The following is a 25,309-nucleotide window of genomic DNA, read 5'->3' as shown; positions in this document are numbered from 1 at the left end:
ATTATTTAACTTACAAAAATAGTAAATGTTATCGTTAAACCTACCAGTATTTGACACTAAAATCGCCACTCGAAATGGAAAAAATGTTATTTTCGATGTGATTCGCCGTCGTTATGTCGCGTTGACCCCCGAGGAATGGGTCCGTCAGCACTTTGTACACTTTCTTATTGTCTATAAAGGATATCCGTCGTCTCTGATGGCCAATGAGGTGCTGTTGAACTTGAATGGAACCAAGAAACGATGTGACACAGTGCTTTATAAGCGTGATCTTACTGCCAGAATGATTGTTGAATACAAAGCTCCCCACATTGAGATCACACAAGCTGTTTTTGATCAGATTACTCGTTATAATATGGTTTTGAAGGTTGATTATCTGGTTGTCAGTAATGGTATGCAACACTATTGCTGCCGGATGAATTATGATACTCAAAGTTATTCATTTCTGGCTGATATTCCGGATTATGCTATCTTGTAAAATTAACAATGTTAACAGTGAATTCGGACCTTTATTGATTTATCTTTAGGAAGTTAATATCGTAAATGTAAAAAGCTAATTGTTTATCATTACGAAGTTAACTTTAACACACTGTTAAAGTTAACTTCGTAATGACAGATTGTTGTCTTCATAATTTGTTTATAATCAGAACTATTACCTAATAACTCAACATATTCCTATTTTTATGGAATAAGCATGAAAGCACTTAATTGTTTTTGTGATAAGTATAAGAAAAAGTCTATTGTCATCCGAGATTCAGCTCGGTGACAATAGACTGTGAAATGAAAAGGACGTTTTTTACAATAGAGATAGTGATATAGAGAACTATTTCTTTTTCTTCCGATCCAAGACGTTTTCTTGGAATTTCTGCATCAATTCATAAAAATTGGGGATATATACGGTTGCCAGCAATGTATTCAGTGCCATACCAAAGACAACAGCTGCCCCAAGAGCAATGCGGCTTTGTGCCCCGGCTCCGGTAGCGAACAGCAATGGCATTACTCCTAACACAAAGGCGAAAGAAGTCATAAGGATCGGGCGTAAACGAACGTGTCCGGCTTCATAGGCAGCGTCACGTATGGAGTTGCCTTCGGCACGGAAATCGCGTGCGAATTCTACAATTAGAATTCCATTTTTAGCTGAAAGGGCAATCAGCAAAATAATTCCAATCTGAGTGTAGATGCTCACTGGGGTACCCATGACGAAGCAGCCTATCATGGCACCCAACAGAGCCATTGGTAGTCCCATGATAGCTGATAACGGGCTTGTCCAGCTTTCGTATTGGGCTGCCAATACCAGAAATGCTACCAATAGTGCCATAATGAATACAATGGTCGTTGTGTTTCCTGCCTGCGTTTCCTGGTAAGCTACCGAAGTCCATTCGTAACCGAATTCATTGCCCAGTTGCTCTTTTATGAGATTCTCCATCTGTTGTATTCCCTCACCTGAACTACTTCCTGAGGCTACGTTGCAGGTTATGGAAGCTGTTGAATACATATTGTAGCGGCTTATCTGGTCCATACCCAGACGTTCTTCAACTTTTGTAAAAGAAGAAAATGGTACCATATTTCCCGCGGCGTTGGGGACACTGAGCTTCAATACATCATCGATCACTTTCTGAGCCTGTTCCCCGGCTTCTATTTTTACCTGATAGATGCGTCCGAACTGAACAAAGTCGTTGACATAGGCTGCCCCCATGTAATAACTTAGCGTAGAGAATACATTGTCCAACTGGATACCCATAAATTGGACTTTATCACGGTCAATATTCAGGAAGTATTGTGGCACATTGGCCTGGTACATACTGGATATGGATGCGAGGGCCGGTTGTGTGTGATAGGTAGCCATCAAAGTTTCGATAGCTCTCTGCATTTCTGTCGGTCCCAGATTGTTACGATCTTCCAGTTGTAACTGTAAACCTCCCGAGGCTCCTAAGCCGGGAATGGCCGGAGGCACCATCGCAAATATCTGCGCTTCCTGAATGCCATAAGCCATTTCATTGAAACGCTCTACTACAGCTGCAGCAGTGTGTTCTTTTCCTTTCCGTTCATCCCAGTTTTTCAGTACAACGAAATAGGTACCTGTATTTGATTGTTCGCCACCTCCCATAATAGAAAAGCCACTGATACCAATGTAGTCTTTTACTTCCGGATAACTGTCTAAAATTCGGTTCACTTTTTGTCCGACAGCTTGTGTGCGTTCGAGGCTCGATGCCGGTGGCAATTGGATGACAGCGATAAAATACCCGTCATCTTCATCGGGCACGAAAGTTGAAGGCCATTTCATGAACAGAATGACAGCTATCGCTGTAATGATCCCATAAGAGATCAGTGCAAGTCCCGGACGAATGAGTAATCCTTTTACAATGCGGTCATAGAGATTCTGTGTCTTGTCATATACTTTGTTGAATCCTTTGTATATGAAAAAATTGGATGGCTTGTTATGTTCCAAAAACAAGGCACATAATGCAGGGGTCAGTGTCAACGAGTTAATGCCACTCAATACGGTAGAAGCGGCAATGGTCAAGGCAAATTGTTTGTAAAGCTGTCCGGAGATGCCACTGATCAATGTAGTTGGTATGAAAACAGCAAGCAATACCAGTACAACCCCGACAATTGGGCCGGTGATCTCTCCCATTGCTTTGGTGACGGCATCTTTAGGAGAATACTGTCCCGTTTCCAATAATCGGGAAGCATTTTCTACCACTACTATTGCATCGTCTACCACTATCGCTACGGCAAGTATTAATCCAAACAGAGTTAAAGTATTGATTGAGAATCCAAGAGCAGCCATTACTGCCAAAGTACCAATCAGTGATACAGGGATGGTGATACATGGGATGATAACAGCCCGCCAGTTTTGCAGGAACAGGAAAATAACAAGTACTACCAGTAAGGTGGTTTCCAGGAAAGTTACCAATACTTCATCGATAGATGCATTGATGACATCGGTTGTATCCAATGTCACATTATAGCTGACGCCTGCCGGGAAGTTTTGTGCAAGCTCCTGCATCTTAGCTTTGACTCCTTTGGAAACATCAAGCGAGTTTGAACCCGGTTGTTGATAAATAGCAATGGCAGCAGTGGGATGTCCTTTTAGTTTAGAGACAACATTGTACGAGGAACTGCCAAGGTCGATGCGTGCTATATCTTTCAGTCGGAGCATTTTCCCTCCTTCTCCGGTTCGGATAATGATGTTACCGAACTCTTCGGGAGATGTCAGCCGTCCCTGTACATTCAACGTATACTGGTAGGCGTTATTATTATTTTTTCCAATAGGTTGTCCGATATAGCCGGCACTGACTTCAATGTTTTGTGACTGGATAGCTTGATAAACTTGCGCAGGAGAGAGATTACGGATACGCATTGCTTCCGGATCGAGCCAGACACGCATACTGTAGTTTCCTGCCCCCATTACATTGACAGCTCCTACACCCGGTACTCGTGTTAGTTGATCTACCAGATTTAGTTGTGCATAATTCGTAAGATATAGTCCGTCGTATACAGAGTCTTTTGCCTGCATTGTGAGAAACATCACAATGTTGGACGATTGTTTCTGTACAGTTACTCCCTGGACTACAACTGGTTCCGGCAGTGAAGATTGCGCTACACTTACCCGGTTCTGTACCTGTACGGTAGCCATGTCGATATCTGTGCCTACGGCAAAGGTTATAGTCAGTGAATAGGCACCCGAACTGGATGCGGTGGAACTCATGTAAAGCATACCGTCTACTCCGTTCACTTGCTGTTCAATGGGGATGCCGACAGTTTGAGCTACAGTTTCAGCATTTGCTCCCGGATAGAAAGCAGACACCTGTACTGTAGGTGGAGTAATCTCCGGAAACTGTGCAACAGGCAATATATTTAATGTTACCAATCCCGCCACCACGATAATCAATGCCAGTACCGTGGCAAATATAGGCCGATTGATAAAGAACTTTGAAAACATGTACTTAATGATTAGAGGTTTGTGACTCGTGATTGACTGATATTGGCTTGATTTTCATGCCGTCACGCACTTTCATTAATGCCGTTGTGACGTATTGCTCTTTAGCCGAAAGCCCGCTTTTAATTTGACGTAACGTATCGTTAACCAGCTGTCCCGGCTCGATGTGGCGATAGCGCACAACATTCGAATCATTTACAATATATAGGTATTTTCCTAACTGGTCTGTTCCAATAGAGGCTTCTGGTACGAGCAATGCTTGCTTCGCTTCGGCATATGGCAATGTAATGCTGACGTATAGTCCGCTTTTCAGAACCCCTTTCGGATTATCGAGGTTGGCGCGTACGTTAAGTGTTCCTGTACCCAGGTCTACATTGGGCGATAAGTAATCCAGTGTAGCCGGATAGTTTTGTGTACCGTTTTCTCCCAAGCGTACGATAACATTTTTGGGAAGTTCTTTCTCCTTACCGGTTTGTGAAAGTAGCATGGATAGCCATTGGTTGTCTGCTACATTAAAGTAGGTATACATTCGGTCGTCTTTATAGATCGTGGCCAAAGTGACAGGTTGTCCGGCTCCGCTGATATAGCTTCCTACATCGTAAAGTGAGCGGCTGATTGTTCCATTGAAAGGAGCACGGATGTAGCAGTATCCCAGATTGGTACGTGCAGTATTCAGGGTGGCTTCAGCATTGCTAACAGCAGCGGTGGCTTCGGCAACGTTTGATTCTGCCTGTAAAACCTGTATACGACTGACTGCATCACTTTTCAAAGCTTCTTTCATTCGGGTATAGTTATTGCGGGCATATTCCAGTTGTGCAAGCGCAGTTTTCAATTGCGCTTCAGCCTGTGTTACATTATCTTTGTAGATAGTAGGTTCGATAACGAACAGGAGTTGCCCCTGCTTTACACGAGTCCCCGGTGTGAATGAGGCGGATTGCAGGGTGCCGTTGACCCGGGCTACCAGATTTACGGTTTGTTCGGTAGTCAGATATCCCGGATAATCTTTTGTCAGGGTAATGTTTTGTACGAGTGGATATGCCACACTGATTTCCGGAGTAGGCATCTCTCCTCTTCCGGCTTCTTTTTTTCCTTTACATCCGGTCATTACCAAAGGAAAGATGAGAAAAATATACATTAGTTTTTTCATTATGATAGGTCTTTATAGTTAATCATTTAGGTTTCCGGACCATCCGCCTCCCAGGGCTTGGTACATGGCTATCAGCTGGAGCAAGGAATATCCTCTTGCTTGGACCAGTTGGTTCTCATAACTGAGTAGCGAGCGTTGTGCATCCAGTACATTCTGGAATGGGGTTAATCCTTGTTTATAGAGTTCCAGTGAGAGTGTCAAGGTTTCTTGTCCTTGATTACGCACTTCGCGTAGAGCTACTATTTGCTTGATGGAGTTCCGGTAAGCATTCATGGCATTGTCTGTCTCTTGTACGGCAGTCAATACAGTCTGATTAAACTGGTTGATAGCTTCGTCTAATTGTGCTTTAGCCAGTTTGGTGGCATTTACCAATTGAGTCCCTTTAAAAAGTGTCCAGCTTAGTGCCGGTGCTATTTCATAGGTCATGCTCTTATGATGGGTCAGATCTTTCAGGTCCTTAGCAGTATAACCAAGCGAACCTTTTAGAAAAATCTGAGGCAGCCAGTCCGATTTGGATGCCCCCACTAAAGCCGCTTGAGCATTCACACTTCGTTCTGCACTACGGATGTCCGGACGACGAAGCAGTAAGTCGGCCGGAAGTCCTACTCCAATTGGTTCCATATAGTCAGGCAATATTCCTGGAGACTCTAATGTGGGACGTATCTCCTGAGGATAAGTGCCTAATAGTATAGCAAGGGTAGTAATGTATTGATTGATACCCGATTCAATTTGGGGGATAGAGGCTTTTGTGCTGAAAAACACAGATTTAGCTTGTGCTACGTCCAATTTAGAAACGAGTCCGGTATTGTATCTCACTTCTGTGATTTTCAATACGGCTTCCTGCGATGCGCAGTTCTTTTGTATTACTGCCAATTCTTGTTGCAGCTCCCGCAGGTTGATATATGCTGAAGCTACTTGGGCGCAGAGTGATACCATTGTACCGGTGTACTCTTCTTTGCTGGCAGCAAAGTTTTCTTTCTGAGCTTTTACACGGTTACGGATGCTTCCGAAGAGGTCTAATTCCCAACTCATATTCAGCGAGGCATCGTAATAATGCTGAGTGGATTGAGGCAATTCACTGGTATTGCCACTACTTTGTTGACGAGTCCATCCGGCATTCAGTCCGATCGTTGGAAAAAAGTTTCCACGTTCCATCCTCAGGTTGGCTTTTGCCATATTGATACGGTCAATAGCGGTCAGTATCGAGTAGTTCTGTTTGACCGCAACAGAAATAAGAGAATCGAGAACCGGATCCTGAAAAGCTTTCCACCATTGGTCATCCACCGGCAATACTTGCTGAAAAATTTGTGCATCTTCTTCCCATTCTTGTGGCAAAGGTTTGTCCAGATAGCGGTTCGTAGCCTGTGGAAAGGCTACGGACGAAAGAAACAGCAAGAACATGATATTTCCTATTCGTAGTTTCATAAGTTTAGGTTATTTAGAAATGAAAACATAACAACGAAAAGAAATATTTGTTTATCCTGTCTATAAGAGAATCACTATGCTTAAAGGGAATATACTTTCTTTATTGAAGAAACGGATATTAATGAATAAACCCGTAACTTTACTATGCTAACAATCGGGCTATAGTAAAATTACGGGTTTTAAATATAATGAATTCCGAACTTTTAAAATTGGACCATCAGAATATCAATGCAAGGCTTTATTCAGCTTTTCTTCTGATAGCTCTTTTGGTTGTAACGGGTGCTTCTTCTACTTTGTGCTCTATCTCCACACCTGCCAGTTCCGGGTCGATCATGATGCGTCCGCAATATTCGCAAACGATAATTTTCTTACGTGAACGGATATCCAACTGTCTCTGAGGCGGAATTTTATTAAAACAACCACCGCATGCATCACGCTGTACGTAAACAATACCCAATCCGTTACGTGAATTCTTGCGGATACGTTTGAAAGACTGGAGTAAGCGCGGCTCTATTTTTGTTTCAAGATCTTTAGCTTTATCTCTCAATTTTTCTTCCTCTTGTTTAGTTTCCTCGATGATCTCGTCCAGCTCATTCTTTTTCTGGTCAAGGTCTTTCTGGCGTTCCTCCAGTGCTTTGGTATTTTTCTCTATTTCTTCAGATTTTTCCTGCTCTTCTGCAGTGAATTCTTTGATTCTTTTTTCGCAAAGCTCTATTTCCAGGGACTGGAATTCGATTTCTTTTGTCAGGAAGTCATATTCGCGGTTGTTACGAACATTGTCTTGCTGTGATTTATATTTCTCAACCGAAGCTTTGGCTGCTTCAATTTCCACTCTCTTACCGGCGATAGCTGATTTGAGTTCGTCTACTTCCGCCTTGATCTTATCGATACGTGTACTCAGACCGGCAATTTCGTCCTCAAGGTCTTGCACTTCCAATGGAAGTTCACCTCTTAACGTTTTAATTTCGTCAATTTTAGATAATGTTGTTTGCAGCTGAAACAAAGCTTTCAACTTTTGTTCCACTGTCAACTCTTTCGGTTCATTTTTAGCTTCTCTTGCCATTTTACTTATAAATATTTAATGGGATTCGTGTTAACCTTACTAAATTGGAGTGCAAAATTAGGAAATAAATCCCGTATTATGGAATAAAAAATTTCTTTTGTGTATTGTTCGCTTTCGTAATGTCCTATTTCTGCAAGTAAAATGTCTGTTTCACGACCAAAGTAGTCATGATATTTAATTTCACCTGTGATAAAAACATCAGCTCCGCTACCTATAGCTTGTGGAATAAGGAAAGCTCCTGCCCCTCCACAGAGGGCAACTTTCTGAATCAGGCGGCCTGTTAGTTTGTTATGTTTCAAACACCCTACTTCAAATGTCTTCTTTATACGCTTCAGGAATTCAAGCTCCGATTCAGCTTCTTCCAGCTCTCCGATGATTCCTGCTCCGACCTGTGCCCAACTATTGTAAAGAGGATATAAGTCGTATGCCGGTTCTTCATAGGGATGTGTCAATAGTAACGTACGGATAACCTCTCTTTTCTTATATTCCGGCAGGATGGTTTCAATCCGTACTTCCGCTTCATGATGAAGTTCTCCTATATTTCCACAAAAAGGTTTACTTCCTTCCTGTGCACGGAAAGTTCCCTCGCCTTCTGTGTTGTAGCTGCATGAGTCATAGTCGCCTATATATCCACATCCGGCAGTGAATAAAGCATTACGGACCTCTTCGGCTTGTGCGGTCGGGACGAATGTGACTAACTTTATCAGGCAGTTCTCTTTGGGTTCAAGTATGCGTACATCTTTTAATCCTATTTTCTCAGCTATTTTATAGTTCACTCCCCCCGGAGCATTGTCAAGATTGGTATGGGCCGAATAAATGACGATGTCGTTTTTGATTGCTTTTAAGATGCAACGTTCAACATAATCTTTACCGGTAATCGATTTATAACCTTTAAAAATAAGGGGATGATGGGATATAACAAGATTACAGCCGGACGCGATAGCTTCGTCAAGCACAGCTTCGGTAACGTCAAGACACAACAAAGCCCCTGTTGTTTCCGCATCTGTCAGTCCGATTTGCAGGCCGGCATTATCAAATCCGTCTTGCAATGGCAGAGGCGCGAACCGTTCAAGGGCGCTTACAATTTCTTTAATTTTCATTATCAGTAGATAATTTGTTGCAAAGATAAGAAAAAGCCAATACTTTACCTTGCTTTTATTGATTTTTTAATATATTTACCTCCAAATTTATAAAAGCACAAACCGATGAAGGCAATTCTATTATTATTTTTTTCTCTCTTTTTTATTATTTCATGTCAACAGCATAAAGAAACTCCTATATCTGCTACTGAAGAGGAAAATGGATTGCAAGAAACAGTAGATAGCCTTTCCAAGGCAACGGCTATTTTCTGGATCGATAAATACCATATGAAAGAAATGAAAAAGGACGATGCTCTTTCTTTTCGTACGGCCAAGGCTAAAGTTATTATTCGGACTGATGGGACGATTGCCCTTCAGTCCTTTGTGGAAGTACAGCCTGCAAATGCACAACGATATATCCGTTACCGGCTGAAAGATTTCAAAGTTAAGAAGATACTGATGGACAATCGGTATATTAATCCTGGCGAGCAATATGTGCAACTTCGCTACATACCTGCACTTGCTAAGCGTGTCAAATAGTGATTTCTACAATATTTCCTTCAGGATCCAGGATTGCACTTTCGAAATAGCCGTCTCCTGTAGTCCGTGGCTCACTTGCGATTGTAAAGCCATCCTTGCGTAGACGTTCGGTGAGTTTCAATACAGCTTCTTTACTACCGGCAGAAAAGGAGAAATGGGCCAATCCGAGGCTATCTTTTAATGCCGGGGTAGTAATGTCTTGTCGTTGCATAATTTCCAGGGAAGCGAATCCTTGGTCAAAACTGACAAAATAAGATTCAAATCCCTTTTTAGGATTGATATACTTTTCATGGCTTGTTCCGTTGAAATAAGTAATATAGAAATTTTTTAGCTCTTCTAAATGGGTACTCCAGATAGCAATGTGACTGATGTGCATATTCTTTGTAGTATTGTTTAATTATTAATGTTCGCAAATATAGGCAAATATTGATAGTAATGATTTGATTTACATCAATAATCATATCGTTTCTTTATCATTTTGTTTTTCATTGCATATTTTTCATCGACTACCCGATCGGTTGGATAGAATGTGAATGCTATGCGCCAGCCGGATTGTTGATAAATGAATTTTCTTCCGTTGGCACCTTGAATTATCTTCGCATGCTTTTCTTTTAAAAAAAAAATCTATTCCTTGGGGGAGAAATTCTCCAGTTTGCAGAAAATCTGTGGTAATGAAGAATCCCGGAATATGTATTTCGCTTATTAATTGTAAAACGGAGTCGGTTAGTGTCATGGTTACTTATTTAAGGGATTCTTTGGTTATTTGTAACATACGGCCATATTCATCGAATGATTTACGGGAGGCCAGTGAGATGGTGATCATTAGTGATAGCATGGAAGCCGTAAAAGTAATGACCATAATCATCATTTGGTATTTGATGGCGACATTCGGGCTGCTTCCTCCCAGAATCTGTCCGATCATAGTACCTGGGAGTGCTACTAATCCCATTACTGAGATGTTGGCAATCAGTGGACTGAAGGATTTTATAATAGCTTGCCGTATAAATGGTGCCTGTGCTTCCTGGCGGGTGGCGCCATTGCCGAGCAGATAACAGTACAATTGTTGCTCCCGTTTCAATCCGCTGTAATATGTATTCAATGCAATGACATTGCTCGATAACATATTTCCCATTAAGATCCCGAAGATGGGGATAAAATATTGGGCGCTGAAGATGTTGTCCAGTTGCAATACAATGCCTATGAAATACATGCCAACCAGAACAACACTACACAGAAATCCAACGGATATAGGGATCAAAAGTACTTCACGTTTTAGCCCGGTGCGCATTAAGGCGGTTTGTCCGGCTACAAAAATCATGATGATAACCCAAAGAAAATTAATCCATGGATTGTTCCATAGGAACAGGTATTTGAGGTACATGCCTATCAGGAAGAGCTGTATAATCATGCGCCCCGTCCCTATCAGGGTGGCTTTCAGTAATCCGGTCTTGAATTTCCACAGATAGAAAAGCGGGATTGCCAATAGTAGTAGTCCTACGAGTAGGTTGAAATAAGATATATCGATAGTTCCCATATAACTATAATGTGATTAGCTGGTTACATCCGTAGGCGAATGCCCGGTCATGTGAAACGGCAAGTATAGCTGTTCCTTTTGTTGTCTGGTTACGTAGAAAAGCTAAAACTTTATCTGTAGAACCGGAATCCAATGCAGATGTCGGTTCGTCTACAATAATCAAAGGCTTTTCCAGCATAGCTGCCGCTGCTATCATAATGCGTTGGCGTTGTCCACCGGATATTTCTCCTACCCGCTTCTGGTATAAGTCCTTGTCCAGACCTAATTCATCAAAATAAGTGAAGAGTTTTTCCTCAGAAAAAGAGATATGTCGGTTGGCTTTTAGTGCAAAAGGTAGTGCTATCATTTCTTTTACCCACTCGGAGGGAAGCGCTAACTCTTGTGGAATCCAAGCTATATGTCGGCGTATAATATCAATGGTGGCAGGTTCAAGTAAAATATCCCCTACTTTGATTCGGCCTTTCCGTAAAGGAACGAATCCCATGATTGCGTTGAGCAGAGAAGTTTTTCCACGTCCGGATTCTCCTGTTATACAGGCTGTTTCGCCTTTTTTAAGCTGCATGCAAAACTCAGAAAAAAGTATATCCTCCCCGAAAGCAATGCATGCATTGTCTATTTGTAACATTGTGTATCTTTAAATCTATCTTGCAAAGTTAGTGAAAATTCATAATATGTGCGGGATTTCTTTTATCTTTGTATCACTAATTAATGGACAAGATATGATACTGAACGAACGAGATAGTCGCCACGAGCATATATTGAATGTGGCACGGCAGATGATGACTGCTGCCCGTACCGCCCCTAAAGGGAAAGGAATTGATATCATAGAAACTGCAGTTGTCACCGGTAAAGAAATACAGTTACTTTCGGACACATTGAAAGTTATGTTCGAAGAGATGGGAATGAAATTTTTCTTGCGGGATGCAGATAATATTCTCCAGGCTGAATGTATTCTGTTAATAGGTACACGGGAGCAAGCACAGGGACTGAATTGTGGGCATTGCGGTTATGCTACTTGTGCGGGGCGTGCCGAAGGTGTGCCTTGTGCATTGAATAGTATTGATGTGGGTATTGCTATTGGTTCGGCATGTGCTACAGCTGCTGATCTGCGGGTAGACACCCGTGTAATGTTTTCGGCCGGATTGGCTGCCCAACGTCTTGACTGGTTGAAGGGGTGTCGCCAAGTAATGGCTATTCCGGTTAGTGCTTCTTCCAAGAATCCATTTTTTGATCGTAAATCTAATAAATAACATAGATAGCAAGTGGCATTCAAAGATGTATCCACTTGTTATCCGTATCCTATTCTTCAAAAAACTAAAATATAATGGGAATAATAGTCGGTCTTCCTACTTCAGGAGGTTCAGAGAAAGATTTGCAACTGAACTTTGGTTTAACTGTCGATGATCAGGTAGAGATGTTGGCTCCTTTTCTGCCTGCGGAATGGTTTTTGCAAAGTGGTGTGCAATTAACATGGCCGCATGCTGAAACAGACTGGGCATATATGCTTTCTGAGGTTCAGGAATGTTTTATCAACATAGCTCGTGAAATTGCCAAGCGTGAGCTTTTGCTTATTGTTACTCCCTGTCCGGAGGTGGTAAAGAATCAGATAGCCGGAGTAGTGAATATGAACAATGTACGTTTTCTGGAGTGCGAAACGAATGACACTTGGGCACGTGATCATGGGGCCATCACTCTGATGAATACGAATGGAGCATGTTTGCTGGACTTTACTTTCAATGGTTGGGGAGAAAAGTTCGAAGCCGGTTTAGATAATCAGATAACCCGTAAGGCTGTAGAGGCTGGAGTTCTGAAAGGGCAATATAAAGATTGTCTGGACTTTGTGCTTGAAGGTGGTTCTATTGAAAGTGATGGTATGGGGACATTGCTAACTACTTCCGAATGTTTATTGTCTCCGCATCGTAATGCACCGATGAATCGGGTTGACATAGAGGAACACCTCCGCAGAGTATTTCATTTGCAACGGGTGTTGTGGTTGGATCATGGTTATCTGGCCGGAGATGATACGGATAGTCATATAGACACATTAGCCAGGTTTTGTTCTCCGGATACAATTGCATATGTGAAGTGTTCCGATCCCAAAGATGAACATTATGAGGAGCTTTATAAAATGGAAGAACAGTTGAAAACATTCCGTACGGCATCTGGTGATCCTTATCGTTTAATGGCATTACCTATGGCGGATAAAATAGAAGTATCTGGAGAAAGACTGCCTGCAACGTATGCTAATTTTCTGATTTTGAACGATTCTGTGCTCTATCCCACTTATAATCAGCCGGAAAATGATGAACTGGCAAGAACAGTGCTTCGTGAAGCTTTCCCGGCATATGAAGTGGTGGGCATTGATTGTCGTGCACTCATTAAACAACACGGGTCATTACATTGCGTAACAATGCAATATCCGATGGGAGTCATTAAATAATAAAATTTGAGTATGAGAAAAATAAAAGTAGGAATCATTCAACAGGCCAATACGTCAGATATTAGGATGAATCTGATGAATCTGGCTAAAAGCATTGAAGCTTGTGCCGCTCATGGCGCACAACTCGTCGTTCTTCAGGAACTTCATAATTCATTGTATTTTTGCCAAACTGAAAATACTGATCTATTTGAATTGGCGGAACCGATTCCGGGACCTTCTACAGGATTCTATTCCGAACTGGCGGCAACTAACCGGATAGTGCTTGTTACTTCTTTATTTGAGAAACGTGCTCCGGGATTATATCATAATACAGCCGTTGTTTTCGATCGGGATGGAAGCATTGCCGGTAAATATCGTAAAATGCATATACCTGATGATCCGGCCTATTACGAAAAGTTTTATTTTACTCCGGGGGATATTGGTTTTGAACCGATACAGACTTCTTTGGGTAAATTGGGAATATTGGTTTGCTGGGATCAATGGTATCCCGAAGCTGCCCGTCTGATGGCATTGAAAGGAGCTGAAATCTTGATTTATCCTACTGCTATCGGTTGGGAAAGTTCAGATACGGATGATGAAAAAGTCCGTCAGCTCAATGCTTGGATTATTTCTCAGCGCGCACATGCGGTGGCCAATGGACTTCCGGTGATTTCTGTAAATCGTGTAGGCCACGAAGCCGATCCGTCAGGGCAGACCAATGGTATTTTGTTTTGGGGGAATAGTTTTGTTGTTGGTCCTCAAGGTGAATATCTGGCGCAGGCAGGAAATGAACGTCCCGAAAATATAGTTGTTGAAGTAGATCTTGAACGCTCGGAAAATGTACGTCGCTGGTGGCCTTTCCTTCGTGACCGACGTATAGATGAATATGGTAACCTGACGAAACGTTTTATCGATTGAAGTCTTACGTTTCTGTAAATATAAAAAGTCCCGCAGAGTCTATAATCTGCGGGACTTTTTATTGAATATTTTAAAATAGTTTTTATCTAAATGTAAGTTTCTTATTGACGATGAAGTTTACTGTTCCGTAGATAAACAATCCCAGGAATTGTGCCAGATACTCATTTACATCCCCACATTCTACCAAAGTAACTAAAAAGAGGAACTGGGCGCTATATGCCAATCCGAAAGCTGAACAAAAGAATAATATCTGCTTCCAGATATTATTCTTTTTATTTTCAATCGGAAAGATCCAATATTTGCTCCAGATAAAATTATGTATCTGGGCTACTATGTACGCTGTAATGTTAGCCGGAATGTAATCGTATGACAATTCATCCATCATCAGCCAAATAACAAAGGCTGTGATTAATGCATTGAGCGTACCAATTACGGCAAATCGAAAAATGCGTACTGACTCTTTCACTTACTCCTTAATATCTACAATCAGATTCAGTTCTTCCAGTTGTGACGGATCAAGTGCTGCAGGAGCATCCAACATAACATCACGGCCTGAATTATTTTTCGGGAATGCAATGCAATCGCGGATTGAGTCGAGTCCGGCAAAAAGAGATACCCAACGGTCCAATCCGTAAGCCAAACCACCGTGAGGAGGCGCACCGAATTTGAAGGCATTCATCAAGAAACCAAATTGTTCTTGTGCACGTTCCGGAGTAAATCCGAGTAGTTCGAACATTTTATTCTGTAACTGGCTGTCGTGGATACGGATTGATCCTCCTCCTACTTCTACACCATTGATTACCATATCGTAAGCGTTGGCGCGTACAGCTGCAGGATCTGTATCCAACAGATGGATATCTTCCGGTTTGGGCGAAGTAAACGGATGGTGCATAGCCATTAGACGACCTTCTTCTTCACTCCATTCGAATAGAGGAAAGTCTACTACCCATAAGCACGCGAATGTGTTTTTATCACGTAATCCCAATTGATTACCCATTTCCAGACGCAGTTCGCAGAGTTGCTTACGAGTTTTCATGGCATCATCTCCTGATAAAATCAGAATTAAATCGCCTGGTTTAGCGCCAAAAGCTTCTTTCAATTGCTGTAATACTTCTTGCGTATAGAATTTATCTACACTTGATTTTACAGTACCGTCGGCTTCAATACGGGCGTATACCATGCCTTTTGCACCAATTTGCGGTTTTTTCACAAATTCAGTCAAGGCATCCAGTTGTTTACGAGTATAGCTGGCTGCACCTTCGGCACAAATACCACCAATATATGCAGCATTATCAAATACAGAGAAACCGTGTCCTTTCAGGATATCCATTAATTCAACGAATTCCATGCCGAAACGAATATCCGGTTTGTCGCTACCATACAGTTTCATTGCTTCACTCCAAGGCATGCGTGGGAATGGTTCTGTCAGTTCAATATTACGAATAACCTTAAACAGGTGTTTGGCCATTCCTTCAAATGTAACGATTACATCTTCTTGTTCTACGAAGCTCATTTCACAGTCTATTTGAGTGAACTCCGGCTGTCGGTCGGCACGCAGGTCTTCATCACGGAAACATTTGGCAATCTGGAAATAACGATCGAAACCGGAAACCATCAACAATTGTTTCAAGGTCTGTGGAGATTGTGGCAATGCGTAGAATTGCCCCGGATTCATGCGGGAAGGTACAACAAAATCACGGGCTCCTTCCGGTGTTGAACCGATCAATACCGGAGTTTCTACTTCCAGAAAGCCCAGTTTATCAAGATAACTACGCACTTCGATTGTCATTTTATGACGTAACTCCAGATTTGAACGGACAGCGTTACGACGTAAGTCCAGATAACGGTATTTCATGCGGATATCGTCACCACCATCTGTGTTATCTTCAATGGTAAAAGGAGGAGTAATGGCTGAGTTCAAGATATTCAGTTCCGAAACAATAATTTCAATATCACCGGTCGGAATATTTCCGTTCTTACTAAAGCGTTCGTTGACGGTTCCGACAATCTGAATAACGAATTCACGCCCCAGCTTGTTGGCACGTTCGCAAAGCTCAGCGTCTATTTCTTCATTAAAGACTAATTGAGTGATACCGTAGCGATCACGAAGGTCAACAAAAGTCATACCTCCCATTTTACGGCTGCGCTGTACCCATCCCGACAGCTTGACTTGTTTATTAACATCGGAGATTCTTAATTCTCCGCACGTGTGCGTTCTGAACATATTTAATATATTATTTTTATATTTTTGTTAAAGTAGTCTGCAAAAGTACATATTAATTCGGATTCTGTACTATTTCTAAAGGGCTATTTTTTAGTAAGCTTTTGTATCAGCTGCTTATTTTTTTTCAAAATAACTTTGTTTTTATGTGCTATGTCTTCTACGATGGCTTCATTCATCAGCTTGATACCATTCACATATTCTTGTGCTTTTTGCAGTACGTTGGAATTATCTTTTTTTTTATCGGTAGGTACAACGACTCGTAATCCTTTCTGAATCAGCTCTATCTTGATATCTTCATCAGCCTGCATCGGATCACCGTCAAAATGGACTACTCCCGGTGAACTGCGGTGGATGCACAATTTCTTGCAACGGAAGGTTTTAATTCGGCTGTTTTGGTCAATTGTTTTATTGAAGAGTTGGAAAGCCAGTGCCGGAACATCCAGTACGGTAAATGGTTCAAGAATGGTTACGTCTAACAAACCGTCTGTCAACGTAGCTTGTGGAGCTATATAAGCATTATTTCCATATTGTGAAGCATTGCCGCAAGCTATCAGGAAGGCTTTGTATCTGGAAGTACCGTCTTCTGTTTCCAGTTCATAGGTTTCTGGTTGATACTTCAGGCTTTCTTGCAGAGTTTTTTCCAGATAAGTCAGGAGTCCGCGTTTACCCGCATTGGCAAATTTCAGACTGACAAAAGCATCAAATCCTACTCCGCAGGTGCAAAAAAAGTCTGTACCATTTATTTTTCCATAATCTATAATATCAACTAATCCGTCATTCAAAATCTCAAGTGCTTTACGCGGATCCATCGAAATTTGAAGATGTCGTGCCAATCCGTTTCCGGAGCCGCAAGGAATGATGCCCAATGCCGTATTGGTATGTACCAGCGAACGGGCAATCTCATTGATTGTTCCATCGCCTCCTACAGCCACTACTATATCTGTGTGGCTATCTGCCGCATCTGCTGCTATTTCGATTGCATGTCCGGCTCTTTCGGTATACACAATTTCCCAAGTATACTTATCCTTATCTATCTTCTCATCCAGTAGACTCAGAACAAGTTCCTTACTTTGTGTACCCGAAATTGGATTAACGATGAATATTATTTTTTTCTTGTTTTCGATCATGCAAGTTGGTTCCATCATTTATATGTTGTGGTCGACAAAAGTAATATAAATATCTTAATTTTTGCCCTTTCCCAGCTTTCTAAAACTATAAAGAGTATATTTTTTCATAGAAAAAGAACAGCTAAAAACATATTTTGTTATCTTTGCCCCCTGTTTTAAACACTTGTTAAGGAAAAAGGATTTAGACTATTATAAATAAGGTAGTCAATAAGCGAATTATATAAATAACTATTCATGGGATTATTACAAGAGAAGTTAGCTAAATACGACCTCCCTCAGCAGATAAAGGCTAAAGGCGTATATCCATACTTTCGTTGTATCGAAAGTGAACAGAACACAGAGGTGATAATGAGTGGCAGAAAGGTGTTAATGTTTGGCTCGAACTCATACTTAGGCCTGACTAATCATCCGAAAGTAATTGAGGCTGCTGTTGAAGCTACCCGCAAATATGGTACGGGTTGTGCCGGATCGCGTTTTCTGAACGGTACACTTGACCTTCATCTTCAATTGGAGAAAGAACTGGCCGAATTTGTTGGCAAAGAAGATGCTATCATTTATTCCACAGGATTTCAGGTAAATTTGGGTGTAGTTTCGTGTGTGACAGGTCGTGAAGATTATGTGATCTGTGACGAACTTGACCACGCTTCTATTGTTGAAGGACGTCGCCTCTCTTTTTCTACTATCCTTAAGTTTAAGCACAACGACATGGAATCTCTTGAGAAGGAGTTGCAGAAGTGTCGTCCGGATGCAGTGAAACTGATTGTAGTAGATGGAGTATTCAGTATGGAAGGTGATATAGCCAATTTGCCTGAGATCGTTCGTTTGTCTAAGAAATATGATGCCAATATCATGGTAGACGAAGCACACGGCTTGGGAGTTCTGGGCAATAACGGACGTGGTACTTGTGATCATTTTGGGTTGACTAAAGAAGTGGATCTTATCATGGGTACATTCAGTAAGTCATTGGCTGCTATCGGTGGTTTTATAGCTGCTGATGAATCCATTATTAATTATTTGCGTCATAATTCCCGTTCGTATATCTTCAGTGCAAGTAATACGCCTGCTGCCACTGCCGCTGCTCGTGCCGCACTCCAGATTATGAAAAACGAGCCAGAACGTATCGAACACTTATGGGACATTACCAATTACTCTTTAAAGTGTTTCCGTGAGCTTGGTTTCGAAATCGGGCACACCTCCACTCCTATTATTCCGCTATATGTACGTGATATGGAGAAGACATTTATGGTAACCAAAATGTTATTTGACGAGGGCGTATTTGTAAATCCGGTAGTTCCTCCCGCATGTTCTCCGAACGATACGTTGATTCGCTTCTCATTAATGGCTACACATTCCAAAGAACAGATTGACTTTGCTATCGGTAAGTTGGTGAAATGTTTCAAGGCACTTGATCTTTTATAAACAACAATTAAGAATAAAAATATAGAAGGGATTATGTAGAACAACATAATCCTTTTTATTTTTAAGATACCTTTGTGTCCGCTTATGATTATCTTTGTCCAGATACAAGGATTCTCCGTATAATTGATCAAATAGACAGACTCTCAATTTAAAAAGCGGAAGCTGCTTATCACGAGTTGCCTCAGCTTGGATTCCAGTGTCTTAGTCCTTATTATACTGGAATACATCTACATACTCTTTTAGCGCTTATTCGATAAACCGACGGTTTGAATGTCTTAATCCTTATTATACTGGAATACATCTACATATGGAAGGTAAGGAAGTTGTTGTAAAAGCCGTGATTGTCTTAATCCTTATTATACTGGAATACATCTACATATATTTTAGTAACAGAAGAATGAAAATGCTGAACTGTCTTAATCCTTATTATACTGGAATACATCTACATCTGCCAGCCTGTTATCTATAATCCATACGAATAAAACGTCTTAATCCTTATTATACTGGAATACATCTACATGGGTACGCGGTCGTTAAAAAGAAATCTTTGTTTGTCTTAATCCTTATTATACTGGAATACATCTACATCACTCAAAACTTTAGTTGATTTGTGCTTTGCAGTTGCGTCTTAATCCTTATTATACTGGAATACATCTACATAAAAGAGCTTAAAACAAATTGTTTTCATAATTAAGTCTTAATCCTTATTATACTGGAATACATCTACATTTCTGTTTGCTGGCGCATGGGCTTAAAGGACTGGAGTCTTAATCCTTATTATACTGGAATACATCTACATAATTATTGGACCGTTTGTTTTAGCGTCATATACCTTGTCTTAATCCTTATTATACTGGAATACATCTACATCTCAAGAAAATCCAATGGTGCTTAAAGCGGCATTGTCTTAATCCTTATTATACTGGAATACATCTACATGAACCTAAAATGTAAAATAATCTTAGGCTAATAAAAAAGTCTTAATCCTTATTATACTGGAATACATCTACATTAAGGAAGACGGCCACAAAACATTAGCTAGTACAAACGTCTTAATCCTTATTATACTGGAATACATCTACATTCATGGAAAATGTAGCAAACAGCGGTCAGCCGCAAGTTGTCTTAATCCTTATTATACTGGAATACATCTACATATGAAAAAGCCTATTGGCAGTCTGTATTGGAATAAATGTCTTAATCCTTATTATACTGGAATACATCTACATATATTGATAATCAAATTATTAAATAATGTGTGTTCTATAGGGGTAAATATATAATAACTTGTTATTCAGATATATAGATTCATATTGAACTAAATTTTCGCAAATATACTCCTTTTTTCTATAATTTAAATAAATAATTTGTAGAATATAGAGATATTTAATTGATTATCACTTTGATATGATCGATTCATTATTCGCAAATGCCTGCTTTATTTGTTATATTATAGCCTATTTCGAAAATAAGATTAATCTTATATTTATAATTATCAGATAATAAATGCATTATGTCAAAGAACGAATTACTTATTTGTTTTTTTTCGCAAATGATTTACTAATATACAGAAAAGCTAGTTTTTTCGTAGCTTTTATACATTATATATTATTTCTCATTTAAAATAATAAGCAGAAAATCAATGAATTAAACAAATTCTCATTTTCGCAAGAGGTTTAGACTATTTCGACGGTTTTAATTATCTTTTTTCGTATAGGTTGATATATAATTCTTGTATAGCAATTGATGCACATCGGATAATATACCACAGTGTCATAACGCCTGTTAATCCATCTTTCTAAATTAATTTGGATCTTCTGAAATTCTCTGTCTGTAAACATACATTCAAAAACACTATAGTTGATACGTGTTCCATACTTTTCTAATATTTTTGATATTTGTATACGACTTCGGTCATCTTGAATATCGTATGCTACAACACAGAAAATTTTCTTAGCTTTTACCATTTCGCAACATAAGGTTTAAATATTAAATTGTCTCCAGAAATAAAAAGTGCAATTTCTTGGGCTTGTCTTAAAATTATTTGAGAGAAGGTTATTTCTTCTCCTCTATATTTTTCATACCGATTGAGTCGCTCTAATATATATCGGATCAAAGCTCGTTTGGATGATTCATTTAATAGACCGTCATGCATTTTTAAAGAAACTTTTTTTTGAATAAGACTAACTACTACTCTATCTACCATTTGAGCGCGAAATAGCTCCACAACATCAAATACTAAAGTAGGTTTGCCATCTTGCTTTGCATGAAGCACCCCGATGGATGGATTTAGTTTGGCCGCAAGAATATTTTTCCAGACACGAGCATATAGAATAGCATAGCCATAGTTTAATAAAGAATTAAGTAAATCGGTGGCACCTTGGTGCTCACGGCGGATAAAATCAATCCCGTCATCAGCTGTTAAAACTCGTATGTACGACCAATATGCTATAGCAGCCTGTGACTCAATGGCCATTAATTCTGCTGTATATTTTTCATTTCTCTGAGAATAATTTTTAGCTTTCTCTATTAGCTTGTCTATCTTTAATACAACTTCCACATATTTTTCAGATAACTTTCCTCCTAAAATATCTTTATGGTATTTATGGTAATACTTAATCAGATTTAATTGATTTTTTAATTTACCGATAATAATTTGAGTAGCAAGTTTTATTTTTTGTTCCAAAGGAAGTGCTACTTGTTTATTCCACAAAGTTACATCCAAAAATACAGGATTTAGTACAGTGCCATATTGTTTTCCTCTACTATCGAAAAAGTCAATCGGGATTTTATGGTTCATGCAATACGTAATTGCATTGCTTGAGAGACTTATCCCTCTACCTACTACCGTAATGTGTTTCAAAGCAGGAGAAGGCTTATTAATAATCTTGCCTTGCAATTTTACCGTAATTCCTTTATAAGTGGCCCCTATGTAGCTACCTGGGATACTTATCACTAATTCTGCACCTTCATTTTCACGTTTCTGATATTCTTTCTTTTTTTGTGTGATTAGCTTTGTATTATTAATATGGGCACTGGTTAACCGAGTCTTTGATTTTGTAGAGTGTACGATATATGTACTACATAATTGTTGTATCAGTTGAGATTTGTTTTTGTTACTATTTTCTGAATAGAATTCTATTTTTTGAAGATTCGAAACTAATTCTTTTTTGTTATTAATAGAGTTTTGGTTTCGAATAATCAATGCATTGAGCCGGTTCATTAAGAAGCAATCCAATTCCTTTAAAGTATTTTCAGGGAGCAATTTGGCATAGTAATTTTTTATACCTTGAAGCATCTCTTTACTTTGAGAGGACAATGACGATTTTATAAATTTGATTGAATTGATTTTCTCTTGTAACGTCTTTTTCTTTTTTTCTGTGATGGATAAACCCGTATCAGAGATTGTGATTCCAAGAAATTCTATCCCATCATGGAAATTATGTATTATCGGTGTATTGAGTTGTAAATAAAATTGGCTTTCCAGTTCTTCTTTTATTAATTCTACAGCTTCTTTTATTTGTTTTTCTGTGGATGTAGCGATTAGAAAATCGTCTGCGTAGCGTATATACATAGGGACTTTATTGGCAACAAACTGATCAAAAGGGTGAAGATAAAAGTTTGCCAATAAAGGAGATAGTATAGCTCCTTGAGGTACTCCTTTATCTATTTCTTGCCATTGCAGTTGCGGAGTAACTATTCCTGTTTGGATACATAGACGGATCAATCTGAGTGTTTCATCATCTTTTAGCCAATTGGCAAGACGAGTGAAGAGCCGTTCATGATTGATCGTATCGAAATAGTTGTCTATATCTAATTTGGCTACATAACCACTCTTTAACTTCTTTAAATCGTGTACGACCCGTTTGATAGCTCGTTCCGGACCTTTGTTGGGGCGGTAACCGTAATTGAGATTTAAAAAGGTTTTCTCTAACTGAGGTTCAATGGCTATTTTAATGGCTTGTTGTACTATTTTGTCCTTGATGCACAATAATCCTAATTTACGTTTTTCTGTTTCATTCTTAGTAATTTCTATTCGTAGGTAAGGTTCGGGATTCCATGTTTGGGAAATAAGTTCATGTTGTAATTCAATCAAATTATCGTTCAAACGCATCTCAAAATGAGATAAAGTGAATCCATCAACCCCTCCTGCCGCATTTTTGGCTCGCACAGCCCTCCATGCATTCTGTAGAGCATGGAGGGTGGTAATGGAATGATAATAATCGGGCATATTTAAATTATAAATTCATTTAAAGTTTCTTTAATTGTCCGTATCCTATATTGGTTTTAGCTCCGATTCCGATACAAAGGAGAATTTTCTCAAATAGATTTCGCTTTTGGTGTGCCGTAATCATTTTGTAGTCCGAAGAAGAGAAATCATTTTGTTTTTTAATTTCTTCTATTTGTTTTGAACTACATACCTTTTCTTTGTATAAGTGAGTAGTACACAATTTGAAATAAAAGTTTATTGTTACATCAGGTCTGATCTTTAAGAATAAAATAGGTTTGGGATCTTTTAATGGATTCTCACCATGAGGAGTGATATAGTCATCGCTTAACATTACTCCATCCTTTGAATCTGCAACAAAAGCATCATAGAAGACATCTTTTTCTTTAAGAGAGAATTCTATCGTTTGGCCAGATGGAGTGCTGTTAGTGAATATGGCATATTCTAATGCCTGAATTTCTGTATCTGAAATTTCATTTATATTGGTTACTTCTATTATTAAATCTCGGATATATTCCATACGTTCTTTTCTATATTCCGGTAAAATACGTTTAGTAGAGCCTTTATCTTTCAATGAAAAAGGAAACATACTGCGTAAAGTTCCTTTAATAGATGATCCAGGAATATAGGGAAGTCCGGTAGTATAATCAAATTGAAATCCTAATTTAGATTCTCCTTTACTGCCTGTCTGATGTGGAAGTCCGCTACCTGTTATTAAACCCGGATAAATGGTTTTTAGTTGCAACGGTGTACCAAAATGGTTATTGAATGCTGAAACTAATGGTGATTCGGAATTTAATTGATAAGCAGTGATTCTCTGATTGGTTTTTCTGAAGAAATCAGCAGTTGTATCACTTTCTTTTCCTTGTGTAGAAATGAAATCTACATTCGGTTCTTGTCTATAATAGCCTTTATAGAATAGCCAACCTAAATTGGAGGCGTTTTGTAAAGTATAGTTTTTAGGCATAATCATTTACTTTTATACATTCTTAATGCTAATTTCATGGCAACAGCTGCTTCTGTTATCTCTTTTAGCAGTTGATCAGTGTTCCCATGTTCTATGATATACTGTGCCATAGAATTATTTGTAGGAATCTGACTTGACACAAGTATGGTCACATCGGTTACAGTATATTGCTGACGCATAGCATTGATGATATCTTTTAAAACTCCAATGATTTTATGTCTGTCAGCGTCGGCATCATTATCTTCGTTTTCAAAGAAAATAATGGCTGGAATCAGACCGGATTGGATGACAGCTGCTCCAAACGAAGAGATATATCCCTTAAAGACCTTGGGATATTGATTGTCGTTGGTGATAATATTGTTCGCTCTAAGTGCTTCAATAGCGTACTCAATTAGCTTTTTACTGATTTTCATTTCTATCTTTTGTTAAAAAGGTGATAATTCTGATATTTGGCAGTAACCGTACCCTATACTGGCGTTAGCTCCTATTTGAATAATGGTAGAAGGGGTACATAGAGTATCTCTGAATTTTTTCAGATACTCACCTTGTGCATTTCCGTCCATTAACATAAAATAAAGTCGGCTATAGCGGGGTAAAACCTGTTCATACCACAAATTGGCACTCTGCCCGTTTTCAAGATTATTGCGTGACAGGACTGGAAGATGATTGTCATCGGATAGTATAGAGAAATATTTATGTGATAAAATCACCAGTCTATCTCCTAAAAGCTTCATTAGAGGCTTTTCAAGTTGGATATGGCTTGGATAAGTAGCCCGTATAGAAACTTCTTCAATAATTGCATCTTGCAGTGAATTATCAAACACGTACGCAAAATCGGCACCTTTCGCTTGTGTTTTTATATGGTCGAGCAATGAGGACAGATGGGATATGTATTGAGTGGCTTCTTCGCAGTTAAAAAACTTCATTTTGGTTATCAATTCTTGAAGTATCTCGTCTGAGGTAGCCATCAGAAATGGCACCTTGTCACTTCTTACTGGCATTGACAGGAGGTTGGCTTCAAAGAAACGCGCTTTTCCGGGAAGTGTTTGTTCATCTTTGGGAGCACTGCCGAATAATTCTCTTACTAAATCTTCATTTCCCTTGAAATATTCGCGTATAGCTCCTTTCAAACCGGAAGAATTGATATTGGGTAGATTAGTGACAGAGTCACGCTGAATCAGATTGTCTATCACTCCATAATTGACCTCACCACTGCCTACATGCATGTTGCTCAGGGTGTTAATTACATACATTCTTGTTGCCATATGATTTGTTTTTT

Annotated in this window: 22 protein-coding genes, 1 pseudogene and 1 CRISPR repeat array; of the genes and pseudogenes, 6 read left to right on the top strand and 17 right to left on the bottom strand. The window is 39.5% G+C overall.

Annotation, left to right across the window (positions count from 1 at the left end):
* Positions 1 to 25: 25 nt before the first annotated feature.
* The gene (locus G7Y45_RS13690; protein ID WP_005777844.1) at positions 26 to 475 is read left to right on the top strand and encodes a type I restriction enzyme HsdR N-terminal domain-containing protein; all 450 of its coding nucleotides are present in this window, start codon (positions 26 to 28) and stop codon (positions 473 to 475) included.
* Between the two features lie 345 nt (positions 476 to 820).
* On the opposite strand, the gene G7Y45_RS13685 is transcribed toward G7Y45_RS13690, so the two are convergent.
* From G7Y45_RS13685 to G7Y45_RS13665, 5 genes are all read right to left on the bottom strand, one after another.
* Positions 821 to 3,943 carry an efflux RND transporter permease subunit gene (locus G7Y45_RS13685; protein WP_005777843.1) on the bottom strand — a complete coding sequence of 1,041 codons (3,123 nt, stop codon included), beginning with the start codon at positions 3,941 to 3,943 and terminating at the stop codon, positions 821 to 823.
* Positions 3,944 to 3,947: 4 nt separating this feature from the next.
* A complete protein-coding gene (locus tag G7Y45_RS13680) occupies positions 3,948 to 5,087 on the bottom strand; it encodes an efflux RND transporter periplasmic adaptor subunit (protein ID WP_005820339.1) in 1,140 nt (379 codons plus the stop codon).
* A gap of 18 nt (positions 5,088 to 5,105) precedes the next feature.
* A complete protein-coding gene (locus G7Y45_RS13675) occupies positions 5,106 to 6,512 on the bottom strand; it encodes an efflux transporter outer membrane subunit (protein WP_005806235.1) in 1,407 nt (468 codons plus the stop codon).
* Positions 6,513 to 6,750: 238 nt separating this feature from the next.
* Positions 6,751 to 7,575: a zinc ribbon domain-containing protein gene (locus G7Y45_RS13670; protein WP_005777840.1), complete on the bottom strand. Its 825-nt coding sequence runs from the start codon at positions 7,573 to 7,575 to the stop codon at positions 6,751 to 6,753.
* A 5-nt stretch (positions 7,576 to 7,580) separates the two neighbouring features.
* Positions 7,581 to 8,675: a Nif3-like dinuclear metal center hexameric protein gene (locus G7Y45_RS13665; protein WP_005777839.1), complete on the bottom strand. Its 1,095-nt coding sequence runs from the start codon at positions 8,673 to 8,675 to the stop codon at positions 7,581 to 7,583.
* Positions 8,676 to 8,780: 105 nt separating this feature from the next.
* Here G7Y45_RS13665 and G7Y45_RS13660 point away from each other — a divergent pair, with 105 nt between their 5' ends.
* Positions 8,781 to 9,194 (top strand): DUF4891 domain-containing protein, encoded by a 414-nt coding sequence (locus G7Y45_RS13660; protein ID WP_005806231.1) that lies wholly within the window; start codon positions 8,781 to 8,783, stop codon positions 9,192 to 9,194.
* Here the strand turns inward: G7Y45_RS13660 and G7Y45_RS13655 are convergent.
* The 4 genes and pseudogenes from G7Y45_RS13655 to G7Y45_RS13645 form a co-directional block, all read right to left on the bottom strand.
* Positions 9,187 to 9,570 (bottom strand): VOC family protein, encoded by a 384-nt coding sequence (locus G7Y45_RS13655; protein WP_005777837.1) that lies wholly within the window; start codon positions 9,568 to 9,570, stop codon positions 9,187 to 9,189. The two genes, G7Y45_RS13660 and G7Y45_RS13655, sit on opposite strands and share 8 nt — an antisense overlap.
* A gap of 74 nt (positions 9,571 to 9,644) precedes the next feature.
* Positions 9,645 to 9,927: pseudogene (locus G7Y45_RS19970) on the bottom strand (hypothetical protein).
* Positions 9,928 to 9,933: 6 nt separating this feature from the next.
* Positions 9,934 to 10,728: an ABC transporter permease gene (locus G7Y45_RS13650; protein ID WP_165017125.1), complete on the bottom strand. Its 795-nt coding sequence runs from the start codon at positions 10,726 to 10,728 to the stop codon at positions 9,934 to 9,936.
* Positions 10,729 to 10,732: 4 nt separating this feature from the next.
* Positions 10,733 to 11,353, bottom strand: a complete 621-nt coding sequence (locus G7Y45_RS13645; protein ID WP_005777834.1) for an ATP-binding cassette domain-containing protein — start codon at positions 11,351 to 11,353, stop codon at positions 10,733 to 10,735.
* Between the two features lie 94 nt (positions 11,354 to 11,447).
* On the opposite strand from G7Y45_RS13645, the gene G7Y45_RS13640 reads away from it, so the two are divergent.
* The 3 genes from G7Y45_RS13640 (at position 11,448) to G7Y45_RS13630 (ending at position 14,065) form a co-directional block, all read left to right on the top strand.
* Positions 11,448 to 11,978, top strand: coding sequence for a ferredoxin domain-containing protein (locus G7Y45_RS13640; protein WP_005806227.1), 531 nt, complete (start codon positions 11,448 to 11,450; stop codon positions 11,976 to 11,978).
* A gap of 74 nt (positions 11,979 to 12,052) precedes the next feature.
* Positions 12,053 to 13,168: an agmatine deiminase family protein gene (locus tag G7Y45_RS13635; RefSeq protein ID WP_032539277.1), complete on the top strand. Its 1,116-nt coding sequence runs from the start codon at positions 12,053 to 12,055 to the stop codon at positions 13,166 to 13,168.
* A gap of 12 nt (positions 13,169 to 13,180) precedes the next feature.
* Positions 13,181 to 14,065, top strand: a complete 885-nt coding sequence (locus G7Y45_RS13630) for a carbon-nitrogen hydrolase (RefSeq protein ID WP_022012403.1) — start codon at positions 13,181 to 13,183, stop codon at positions 14,063 to 14,065.
* An 82-nt stretch (positions 14,066 to 14,147) separates the two neighbouring features.
* Here G7Y45_RS13630 and G7Y45_RS13625 read toward each other — a convergent pair whose 3' ends face one another.
* The 3 genes from G7Y45_RS13625 to G7Y45_RS13615 all read right to left on the bottom strand — a co-directional run bounded on the left by G7Y45_RS13625 (position 14,148) and on the right by G7Y45_RS13615 (position 17,431).
* Entirely contained in the window at positions 14,148 to 14,531 is a 384-nt protein-coding gene (locus G7Y45_RS13625; protein ID WP_005777830.1) for a GtrA family protein, read from the bottom strand.
* Positions 14,532 to 16,289: an aspartate--tRNA ligase gene (aspS, locus tag G7Y45_RS13620; protein WP_165017128.1), complete on the bottom strand. Its 1,758-nt coding sequence runs from the start codon at positions 16,287 to 16,289 to the stop codon at positions 14,532 to 14,534.
* A gap of 83 nt (positions 16,290 to 16,372) precedes the next feature.
* A complete protein-coding gene (locus G7Y45_RS13615) occupies positions 16,373 to 17,431 on the bottom strand; it encodes a diacylglycerol kinase family protein (protein ID WP_005806223.1) in 1,059 nt (352 codons plus the stop codon).
* Positions 17,432 to 17,650: 219 nt separating this feature from the next.
* Between G7Y45_RS13615 and G7Y45_RS13610 the strand changes: the two genes are divergently transcribed.
* On the top strand, positions 17,651 to 18,835 hold the full coding sequence (locus G7Y45_RS13610; RefSeq protein ID WP_005777827.1) for an aminotransferase class I/II-fold pyridoxal phosphate-dependent enzyme: 1,185 nt from the start codon (positions 17,651 to 17,653) through the stop codon (positions 18,833 to 18,835).
* Positions 18,836 to 19,033: 198 nt separating this feature from the next.
* Positions 19,034 to 20,064: a CRISPR direct-repeat array (repeat unit 35 nt; unit sequence GTCTTAATCCTTATTATACTGGAATACATCTACAT).
* Positions 20,065 to 20,511: 447 nt separating this feature from the next.
* Here G7Y45_RS13610 and cas2 read toward each other — a convergent pair.
* From cas2 to cmr4, 5 genes are read right to left on the bottom strand one after another with little or no spacing between them, the layout of a single operon-like run.
* Entirely contained in the window at positions 20,512 to 20,802 is a 291-nt protein-coding gene (gene cas2 / locus G7Y45_RS13605; protein ID WP_044299430.1) for a CRISPR-associated endonuclease Cas2, read from the bottom strand.
* Entirely contained in the window at positions 20,796 to 23,066 is a 2,271-nt protein-coding gene (gene cas1 / locus G7Y45_RS13600) for a CRISPR-associated endonuclease Cas1 (protein WP_165017131.1), read from the bottom strand. Before cas1 ends, cas2 begins: the two co-directional genes overlap by 7 nt.
* A 19-nt stretch (positions 23,067 to 23,085) precedes the next feature.
* The gene (gene cmr6, locus G7Y45_RS13595; RefSeq protein ID WP_165017134.1) at positions 23,086 to 24,030 is read right to left on the bottom strand and encodes a type III-B CRISPR module RAMP protein Cmr6; all 945 of its coding nucleotides are present in this window, start codon (positions 24,028 to 24,030) and stop codon (positions 23,086 to 23,088) included.
* 2 nt (positions 24,031 to 24,032) lie between these two features.
* Entirely contained in the window at positions 24,033 to 24,443 is a 411-nt protein-coding gene (locus G7Y45_RS13590) for a type III-B CRISPR module-associated protein Cmr5 (protein ID WP_044299434.1), read from the bottom strand.
* 12 nt (positions 24,444 to 24,455) lie between these two features.
* Positions 24,456 to 25,295, bottom strand: a complete 840-nt coding sequence (cmr4, locus tag G7Y45_RS13585) for a type III-B CRISPR module RAMP protein Cmr4 (RefSeq protein WP_044299435.1) — start codon at positions 25,293 to 25,295, stop codon at positions 24,456 to 24,458.
* Between the last annotated feature and the right edge of the window lie 14 nt (positions 25,296 to 25,309).

The organism is Bacteroides sp. ZJ-18 (assembly GCF_011038705.2).
In the GTDB taxonomy this organism is placed as follows: domain Bacteria; phylum Bacteroidota; class Bacteroidia; order Bacteroidales; family Bacteroidaceae; genus Bacteroides; species Bacteroides hominis.
The sequence above is the reverse complement of the archived record's forward strand: the minus strand, read 5'-3'. Positions and strand labels throughout refer to the sequence as shown.

Excerpts from the sequence above, each read along its gene's own strand:
- cas2 (WP_044299430.1), bottom strand. The coding sequence starts at position 20,802 with ATGGTAAAAGCTAAGAAAATTTTCTGTGTTGTAGCATACGATATTCAA.
- G7Y45_RS13665 (WP_005777839.1), bottom strand. The coding sequence starts at position 8,675 with ATGAAAATTAAAGAAATTGTAAGCGCCCTTGAACGGTTCGCGCCTCTG.
- G7Y45_RS13675 (WP_005806235.1), bottom strand. The coding sequence starts at position 6,512 with ATGAAACTACGAATAGGAAATATCATGTTCTTGCTGTTTCTTTCGTCC.
- cas1 (WP_165017131.1), bottom strand. The coding sequence starts at position 23,066 with ATGCCCGATTATTATCATTCCATTACCACCCTCCATGCTCTACAGAAT.
- G7Y45_RS13645 (WP_005777834.1), bottom strand. The coding sequence starts at position 11,353 with ATGTTACAAATAGACAATGCATGCATTGCTTTCGGGGAGGATATACTT.
- G7Y45_RS13690 (WP_005777844.1), top strand. The coding sequence starts at position 26 with ATGTTATCGTTAAACCTACCAGTATTTGACACTAAAATCGCCACTCGA.
- G7Y45_RS13615 (WP_005806223.1), bottom strand. The coding sequence starts at position 17,431 with ATGGAACCAACTTGCATGATCGAAAACAAGAAAAAAATAATATTCATC.
- G7Y45_RS13635 (WP_032539277.1), top strand. The coding sequence starts at position 12,053 with ATGGGAATAATAGTCGGTCTTCCTACTTCAGGAGGTTCAGAGAAAGAT.
- G7Y45_RS13630 (WP_022012403.1), top strand. The coding sequence starts at position 13,181 with ATGAGAAAAATAAAAGTAGGAATCATTCAACAGGCCAATACGTCAGAT.
- G7Y45_RS13670 (WP_005777840.1), bottom strand. The coding sequence starts at position 7,575 with ATGGCAAGAGAAGCTAAAAATGAACCGAAAGAGTTGACAGTGGAACAA.
- G7Y45_RS13640 (WP_005806227.1), top strand. The coding sequence starts at position 11,448 with ATGATACTGAACGAACGAGATAGTCGCCACGAGCATATATTGAATGTG.
- aspS (WP_165017128.1), bottom strand. The coding sequence starts at position 16,289 with ATGTTCAGAACGCACACGTGCGGAGAATTAAGAATCTCCGATGTTAAT.
- cmr4 (WP_044299435.1), bottom strand. The coding sequence starts at position 25,295 with ATGGCAACAAGAATGTATGTAATTAACACCCTGAGCAACATGCATGTA.
- G7Y45_RS13590 (WP_044299434.1), bottom strand. The coding sequence starts at position 24,443 with ATGAAAATCAGTAAAAAGCTAATTGAGTACGCTATTGAAGCACTTAGA.
- cmr6 (WP_165017134.1), bottom strand. The coding sequence starts at position 24,030 with ATGCCTAAAAACTATACTTTACAAAACGCCTCCAATTTAGGTTGGCTA.
- G7Y45_RS13610 (WP_005777827.1), top strand. The coding sequence starts at position 17,651 with ATGGGATTATTACAAGAGAAGTTAGCTAAATACGACCTCCCTCAGCAG.
- G7Y45_RS13680 (WP_005820339.1), bottom strand. The coding sequence starts at position 5,087 with ATGAAAAAACTAATGTATATTTTTCTCATCTTTCCTTTGGTAATGACC.
- G7Y45_RS13685 (WP_005777843.1), bottom strand. The coding sequence starts at position 3,943 with ATGTTTTCAAAGTTCTTTATCAATCGGCCTATATTTGCCACGGTACTG.
- G7Y45_RS13655 (WP_005777837.1), bottom strand. The coding sequence starts at position 9,570 with ATGCACATCAGTCACATTGCTATCTGGAGTACCCATTTAGAAGAGCTA.
- G7Y45_RS13650 (WP_165017125.1), bottom strand. The coding sequence starts at position 10,728 with ATGGGAACTATCGATATATCTTATTTCAACCTACTCGTAGGACTACTA.
- G7Y45_RS13660 (WP_005806231.1), top strand. The coding sequence starts at position 8,781 with ATGAAGGCAATTCTATTATTATTTTTTTCTCTCTTTTTTATTATTTCA.